Here is a 7,029-nt window from a genome sequence, read left to right as displayed (position 1 = left end):
CGTGGTAGCGCCCCAATCCCACCCCCCCCACCGTGCCGCCCGCCCCCGCGTTCCTCCACGCCGCATCCCGCGTGAACGACGCCGGTGAGGCGCTGTGATAGCGCCCGTAGCCGTGCATCCCCACCGGCAGGGTCCGGGAGCCCGGCGTCCCGCAGGCCGTGAGAGAAAGGACCGCCACCAGCCCCATGCCGGCGCTTCCCAGCCAATGTGTCAGCATGCCCGCGCCCCCTCAATCACACACATCTATCAGTCAGGTCTGACGTGCTTCGCGGGCCCTTTCCTGACGCGCGGGACGCCTGCCCCTGGAGGCGATTTCCACGCGCGTCCAGGACGCGGGAACGAGGACTGGCCAGCGCCCGGGGCATGCCGTTTGATGCGGGGGTGCGAGGAGCACCGCCCGGATGACGCATCCCCCCCTTTCCTCCCGTCTTCGGGACGCGCTGGGCTCGCTGTCCGCGCGGCTCCTGCTGGCGTTCCTCCTGCCCACCCTGCTCTTCCTGTCGCTCGCGGGCGCTTCCGTGTACGCGCTCGCCCGCGCGAGCCTGGAGGACGAGCTGGGCGCGAGCCTGTCCGCGCTCGCCGCCGCCACCGCCACCCAGGTCAGCGGCGAGCGCATGCTCACCATCGAGCCCGGCGACGACGTGTCCGGCACCCGCACCTGGCGCGCCCTCGTGCGCCTCCTGGACGGCGTGCGCACCGCGAGCGGCGTGCGCCGGGTGTACGCCGTGGACGCGCGGGGCCGCGTGCGCGCGGACGCGGGCGGCGGTCTGCCCGTGGGCACGGAGCTGCCGGACCTCGCGCGCGACCGGCTGGAGCTGACGCGGGTGCTCGCCGGCAAGCGCGCCGCCAGCCAGGTGCTCTTCACCGGCTCCGACGGGCTGCTCTACAAGACGGGCTACGCGCCCGTGGTCCAGGACGGCCAGGTGGTGGGCGCCATCGGCGTGGAGGGCAGCGCGGCCTTCTTCGGGCCGCTGCGGCGGCTGTGGCGCACCTTCGTCATGGCCAGCGCCGTGGCGCTCACCGTGCTCGCCATCATCGCCGTCTTCACCGCGCGGGGGCTGGCCGGTCCGCTGCGGCGCCTGATGGACTCCGCGCTGCGGATTGGCCGGGGGGACCTGACCACGCCCGTGCCTCCGGAGCCCACCCGCGAAATCGGCGTGCTCGCGCGCGAGCTGGAGGTCATGCGCGGCGCGCTGGAGAGCCGCGACCGGCAGCTCAAGCTGATGCTCGCGGGCGTGGCCCACGAGGTGCGAAACCCGCTGGGCGGCATCGCGCTCTTCTCCGGCCTGCTCCAGGAGGACCTGCGCGCGGGCGCCCACGCGGACGCGAACAGCCACGTGGACCGCATCCAGCGCGAGGTCGCCTACCTCCAGCGCATCGTCGAGGACTTCCTCGCCTTCGCCCGCGAGCAGCCGCTGGCCAGAGCCCCCATGGAGGCGCCCGACCTGGTCTCCAACGCGTGCGAGCTGCTCTCCGCGGAGGCCCACGGCAAGGGCGTGTCCCTGGAGGTGAGCGCCGCGCCCGCGCACCTGGAGGCGGATGGCAGCCTGCTGACCGCCGCGCTCGTGAACCTGGTGAAGAACGCCGTGCAGGCCGCGCCCGCCGGCAGCCCCGTGCGCATCCGCGGCGAGCTGCGCGATGGACGCTATGCCATCGACGTCCAGGACCGTGGCCCGGGCGTGCCCGAAGCCGAGCGCGAGCGCATCTTCGAGCCCTTCTTCACCACCCGCGAGCAGGGCACCGGCCTGGGCCTGCCGCTGGCGCGCAAGATTGCCCGCGCCCACGGAGGCGAGCTCTCCCTGCGCTCCACGCCGGGAGAGACCGTCTTCACCCTGTCGCTGCCCTGCCCTGCTCCCGGAGCCCTGGCGGCACCGGCACCCTGACGGACTCCGCGTCCCGGACGTCGAACTGCAGCGCCATCTCCCCCACCTCGCCGGAGACGACCTGCAGCGTCCGCGTGGCCTCCTGCGTGGAGGACAGCCGGTGCAGGGTGCCGTCCATCAGCTGCGACAGGTCCGCGATGGCGGTGGCGATCTGCGCGAAGGCGGCGTTCTGCTGCGTCACCGCGTTGGCGATCTTCCGCGCCGCCTCGGAGCTCTCCTGCGAGCTGTGCGACAGCGCGCGCAGGGAGTCACCGGACGCGCGCATCTGGTCCAACCCCGCGGCCACCTGACGGACGCCCTGCTCGCTCATGGACGCCGCGTCGCGGATGCCCTGGCTGATGTCCGCGAGGATGTCGCGGATGCGCCGGGTGGCCTGGACGGACTGGTCCGACAGCCCGCGCATCTCCTTGGCCACCACCGCGAAGCCCCGCCCCGCCTCGCCCGAGCGCGCCGCCTCGATGGCCGCGTTGACGGCGAGCAGGTGGGACTGGTCCGCCAGGTCCTTCACCGCGCCGGTGATTTCCCCGATCTGGGCCGTGCTCTCCTCCAGGCGCGACAGCCGCTGCTGGATGCCGGACACCGCGCTCCGGATGGACGCCAGTCCCTCCAGGCTCAGGACCACCGCGGCCTCGCCCTGCTGTCCCATCGTCTCCGCGCGCCGGGCCACGCGCAGGACCTCCTCCGCGGAGTCCGAGGCGATGCGCGAGGCCCGCCGCAGCTCCTCCGACGTCACCTGCGCTTCGTGCAGCGCGGCCGCCTGCCGGGCGAGGCCCTGCTGCTGCTCTTCGTTCGACAGGCGCAGCTCCGTTCCCGCCTGACCCAGCCGCTGCGCGGAGGTCTGGAGGAGCCGGGGAAACCTCCGCAGCCGGGACAGCGCGCCGTTCATCCCCGACGCCAGGTCGCCCATCTCGTCCGTGGACACCCAGCGGGGCGAGCGGATCCGCCCGGACGCCAGGCCGGAGATGGCCCCGTGCACCGCGCCCGCGCTCGTCGCCTGCCGCCGCGCCAGCATCCACGTGGTGAAGGCCGGCAGGACGAACACCAGCGCGCCCACCCAGGGCAGCGCGAAGCCCAGGTCCGCGAACAGCGAGCTGCCCACGTCATCCAGCCGCGCCGCGGCCTTCGTCGCGCCGTCCGCCAGCAGCACCTCCTTCAGCAGGTTGCGCACGTTCAGGAGCTTCACCACCACCACGCACCCGCTCAGCACCACCGTGGCGAAGATGGTGGACAGGAACGTGAACGGCAGGAACCACGTCTGCCTCGGCCAGAAGGGGCCCGAGCCCGCCGGCGCCAGCTCCGGATGCGCGTCCTGCTCGCGCAGCGCCCACGGCAGCGCCAGCCGCTCCAGCCCCAGCGCGATGGGGAAGGCCACCACCACGCCGAAGCAGAACGCGATGAGCGTGCCCAGCCCCAGCCGGAACCAGTCCTTGCCGAACCACAGGCACACCGGGAGGCTGAAGAAGAAGCCGCCCAGCGTCCACGCCGCGCAGGTGGTGAAGACCATGGAGCGCCAGGGCAGCTCCAGCACGCGCCGCAGCCGGTCCCCGGGGCCATCCCCCGTGCGCTGCCGCAGGGCCTGGCTCGCCAGCCACCGCAGCGTCACGTAGGGATGCAGGAGCCCGAACACCAGCACGATGAACGGCAGGACCGTGGCCGTGACGAGCAGCCCCTCCTGGGCCGACAGGCCCATCGTCATCGCGATGAGGTACGCACAGACGATGGAGGGAGGCAGGACCCAGCGCAGGAACAACCACATCCCACGCCAGGCCAGCTCCCGGATGTCTTGTGTTTCATTCATGTGCTCGAGCCCCCCCTCCAGTCTGGCGAAACGCCGGGCTGGCATGCATCGCGACCGCGTCACCGCCACCGATGAAACAGATGCCTCGGACCGCGGGGAGGGCTACGCCTCGCCGCAGGACTCGAACACACGCGCCAGCAACGTCAGGGACCGGTGCGCCGCGCGCTCCACGCGCGCCGGCTCACCCGTCGTCACGTCCGTGGACAGCTTGAGGATCTCCAGCGCCTCGTCCGGGTGCGCGTCGTCGTAGCGGGCATGCGCCCGGAGCCAGCGCAGCGAGATGGCATCCACGCGCACGCCGTCCCGCGCATACGCGGTGAAGGGCTCCACCACGGCGCGCGTCCAGACGCCCGTCACGCCCTCGATGGCCCAGTTGGACGCGGCGACCCCCTCCGCCAGCGACCCGCCCAGGCACGTGGCCATCAGGTGCTGGTGGAGCGCCTGGACCTCGGGAGTCCACGGCGCCTCGAAGGCCCTGGGCGCGTCCACGCCCGAGGCCTGCATCCAGTCGATCCACCACTCGGCGTGACGGGCCTCCACGCCCAGGTTCTGCAGGAGCCAGCGGCGGATGCTCGCGTCGCCCGGACGCACGCCATAGGTCGTCTTCGCCAGCGACAGCCCCATGTACTTGGGGAAGTTCTCCACGATGGGGAAGCAGCGCACCAGGAACCGCTGCCAGGCGCTCAGGTCCGGATGCCGTCCCTCCGCGGTCTCCCGGAAGAGCGTGGGCATGCACGCCGCATCCCACGCGGGCTTGAGCGCGCCCAACATCGTCTCCATCCAGAGCGGATGCGGCGTGAGCTTCAAGGCGGCGGGCTGATAGCGCCGGGAAGCATCCTCATTCTTCAAGGGTGAAACAGGAAACACTTCCACGGCGGTGCCATGCGACACGGCGTCCGGAGACGACATGAAACCTGCTCCTGCTCCCAGGTGGACGACAAGCCGTCATGGCCGCCCCCCTCCACCCAGCGTGATGCCCAGCTTGCCTGGATGTCTGTGTTTCATCCAGGCCCCCCTGAAAATTGAAGCCAACCTGAAGACAGTTGGTGTCCCAAACCTCGCGGACTCCTCACGCGTGAATCAGGAATCCGGCGCTTTGACATTCATCCAATGGACACACACACATGAACCGTCATTGACGTTCAAGGGCAGGCAAGCAGGCGCGCCTTGAGCAACATGCGGCGCAGCGGTGCTTCATCCGCGCGCGCCAGCGCTTCATCCCAGCCCAGCCACTGGATGCCGAAGGACTCCGCGGGATCATGCGCAAGTGCCTCCGGGTCCTCCGCCACCACCAGGTAGCGGACATCCAGGTGACAGTGCTCGGGCTCGTCCTTGCGCGCGGGGATGACGTGGATGTCCACGTCCAGCGGGCGCGGCGCGGTGGGGTGCAGGTGCACGCGGCAGCCGGTCTCCTCGCGGGCCTCGCGCAGCGCGGTGGCCTCCATGTCGCCGCTGTCGCCGGCCTCCGCATGCCCCCCGGGCTGCAGCCAGCGCTTCAACTTCGCGTGGTGCAGCATCGCCACGCGCCCGCCGTCCGCGTCCACCACCACCGCGCTGCCGGTGAAGTGGGCCTCCTGTTGCGAGCGGGAGAAGGGCTCCGTCAGCGACGTGGCGAAGTGGCGCATGCGCGACAGGTCCTCGCGCTCCTTGTCGTCCGTGGGGACGTGGCGCGCGAGCAGTTCGACGAGGGAGGCGGAAGCGGAGGACATGCGCCGGGATAGACACCCGCCGGGGCCCGGGACGCCAGCGCTTTCACGACGGGCCCCGCGTGCGCGCCGCCCGGCCCGGTGTAGGGTGGCCTGGCGTGTGCATCCCGCCGCCACCCACCGGCGGTCCCCCACCTTCCTTTCCCGAGCAGGCGCATGGCCCGCATCCTCGTCATCGACGACCACGACACCCTCCGCGAGGGCATGACCGTCACCCTCACCCGCTCCGGCCACACCGTGTCCGCGGTGCGCAGCGGGGCGGACGGACTGGCCGCGTACAAGAAGGGCCCCTTCGACCTGGTCGTCACGGACCTGAAGATGGACGGCATGGACGGCATCGCCGTGACGCGCGCGCTCAAGGGGATGAACCCTGGCGCCGTCGTCATGGTGGTGACGGCGTTCGGCACCATCGAGACCGCCGTGCAGGCCATGCAGGAGGGCGCCTACGACTTCATCACCAAGCCCTTCCCGCCAGAGGTGCTGCGCGCCAAGGTGGACAAGGGGCTGGAGCTGTCCGCCACGCGCCGCCAGGTGGAGCGCCTCACCGCCCGCACGGACGCGCACGACGCGGACGCCGCCCTCACCCACCGAGACCTCGTGGGCGACAGCGAGCCCATGCAGAAGCTGCTCGCCCAGGTGCGCAAGGTGGCGGCCAGCGACGCCACCGTGCTGGTGCGCGGCGAGAGCGGCACCGGCAAGGAGCTGGTCGCCCGGATGATCCACCAGCGCTCCCCGCGCAAGGACGGCCCCTTCGTCGTGGTGCACTGCGCGGCCCTGGCGGAGACGCTGCTGGAGAGCGAGCTGTTCGGCCACGAGCGCGGGTCCTTCACCGGCGCGGTGAAGCGCAAGCTGGGCCGCTTCGAGCTGGCCGACGGCGGCACCCTCTTCCTGGACGAGATTGGAGAGATTCCCGCCTCCGTGCAGACGAAGCTCTTGCGCGTGCTCCAGGAGAAGGAGCTGCAGCGCGTGGGAGGAGAAGAGACGCTCAAGGTGGACGTGCGCGTGGTGAGCGCCACGCACCGCGACCTCCAGGCGGAGGTGAAGGCGGGCCGCTTCCGCGAGGACCTCTACTACCGGCTGCACATCGTCCCGCTCACCCTGCCGCCCCTGCGCGAGCGCCCCGAGGACCTGCCCGCGCTCGCGCGCCACTTCGTCGCCAAGCACGCGCCCCGCGTCAACCGGCGCGTCACCGGCATCGACGACGCGACGCTGCACGCGCTCACCCGCCACGCGTGGCCCGGCAACGTGCGCGAACTGGAGAACGTGATGGAGCAGGCGCTCGTCTTCGCCGAGGGCGACACGCTCACGCCGCAGGACCTGCCCTCGCACCTGGCCGGCCAGGCGCCGCGCATGGACGCGGGCCTGCCCGTGCCCCAGGGCGACCGCCCCCTGCCGGACATCCTGGAGGACCTGGAGCGCCAGCTCATCGCCCGCGCCTACGAGAAGGCCGGCGGCGTGAAGACGGAGACCGCCCGGTTGCTGGGCATCAAGACCTCCGCGCTCTACTACAAGCTGGAGAAGTACGGCTTCCTGCCGCGCGGAGAGCGCCCCGAGGAGGGCTGAGCCCCCGCGAATGGGCCCCCCTCGGAAATCCGTCATCCGGGCCCCGGCCCCATGACTTTCCACCGTCCGGCCCACCCAC

At 71.9% G+C, this 7,029-nt stretch carries 6 protein-coding genes; 2 read left to right on the top strand and 4 right to left on the bottom strand.

Annotation, left to right across the window (positions count from 1 at the left end; all coding sequences use genetic code 11):
- A partial coding sequence (locus D7X96_RS40580; RefSeq protein WP_208647440.1) for a hypothetical protein occupies window positions 1-217 on the bottom strand: 217 nt, incomplete at its 3' end.
- Window positions 218-401: 184 nt separating this feature from the next.
- Between D7X96_RS40580 and D7X96_RS38195 the strand changes: the two genes are divergently transcribed.
- A complete protein-coding gene (locus D7X96_RS38195; RefSeq protein WP_121771941.1) occupies window positions 402-1,883 on the top strand; it encodes a sensor histidine kinase in 1,482 nt (493 codons plus the stop codon).
- Here the strand turns inward: D7X96_RS38195 and D7X96_RS38190 are convergent.
- The 3 genes from D7X96_RS38190 to D7X96_RS38180 form a co-directional block, all read right to left on the bottom strand.
- Window positions 1,828-3,681, bottom strand: a complete 1,854-nt coding sequence (locus D7X96_RS38190; RefSeq protein WP_120553008.1) for a methyl-accepting chemotaxis protein — start codon at window positions 3,679-3,681, stop codon at window positions 1,828-1,830. The two genes, D7X96_RS38195 and D7X96_RS38190, sit on opposite strands and share 56 nt — an antisense overlap.
- Before the next feature lie 102 nt (window positions 3,682-3,783).
- On the bottom strand, window positions 3,784-4,590 hold the full coding sequence (locus D7X96_RS38185) for an iron-containing redox enzyme family protein (RefSeq protein ID WP_120553009.1): 807 nt from the start codon (window positions 4,588-4,590) through the stop codon (window positions 3,784-3,786).
- A 233-nt stretch (window positions 4,591-4,823) separates the two neighbouring features.
- The gene (locus D7X96_RS38180; RefSeq protein ID WP_120553010.1) at window positions 4,824-5,390 is read right to left on the bottom strand and encodes an NUDIX hydrolase; all 567 of its coding nucleotides are present in this window, start codon (window positions 5,388-5,390) and stop codon (window positions 4,824-4,826) included.
- A gap of 153 nt (window positions 5,391-5,543) precedes the next feature.
- On the opposite strand from D7X96_RS38180, the gene D7X96_RS38175 reads away from it, so the two are divergent.
- On the top strand, window positions 5,544-6,950 hold the full coding sequence (locus tag D7X96_RS38175) for a sigma-54-dependent transcriptional regulator (protein ID WP_121771940.1): 1,407 nt from the start codon (window positions 5,544-5,546) through the stop codon (window positions 6,948-6,950).
- Window positions 6,951-7,029 lie beyond the last annotated feature (79 nt).

The sequence above is a fragment of the Corallococcus interemptor genome, from assembly GCF_003668875.1.
Taxonomy (GTDB): domain Bacteria; phylum Myxococcota; class Myxococcia; order Myxococcales; family Myxococcaceae; genus Corallococcus; species Corallococcus interemptor.
The sequence above is the reverse complement of the archived record's forward strand: the minus strand, read 5'-3'. Positions and strand labels throughout refer to the sequence as shown.

What these genes read in the sequence shown, in the direction of transcription:
- D7X96_RS38180 (WP_120553010.1), bottom strand. Translation starts at nt 5,390, where the DNA reads ATGTCCTCCGCTTCCGCCTCCCTCGTCGAACTGCTCGCGCGCCACGTC.
- D7X96_RS38185 (WP_120553009.1), bottom strand. Translation starts at nt 4,590, where the DNA reads ATGTCGTCTCCGGACGCCGTGTCGCATGGCACCGCCGTGGAAGTGTTT.
- D7X96_RS38190 (WP_120553008.1), bottom strand. Translation starts at nt 3,681, where the DNA reads ATGAATGAAACACAAGACATCCGGGAGCTGGCCTGGCGTGGGATGTGG.
- D7X96_RS38195 (WP_121771941.1), top strand. Translation starts at nt 402, where the DNA reads ATGACGCATCCCCCCCTTTCCTCCCGTCTTCGGGACGCGCTGGGCTCG.
- D7X96_RS38175 (WP_121771940.1), top strand. Translation starts at nt 5,544, where the DNA reads ATGGCCCGCATCCTCGTCATCGACGACCACGACACCCTCCGCGAGGGC.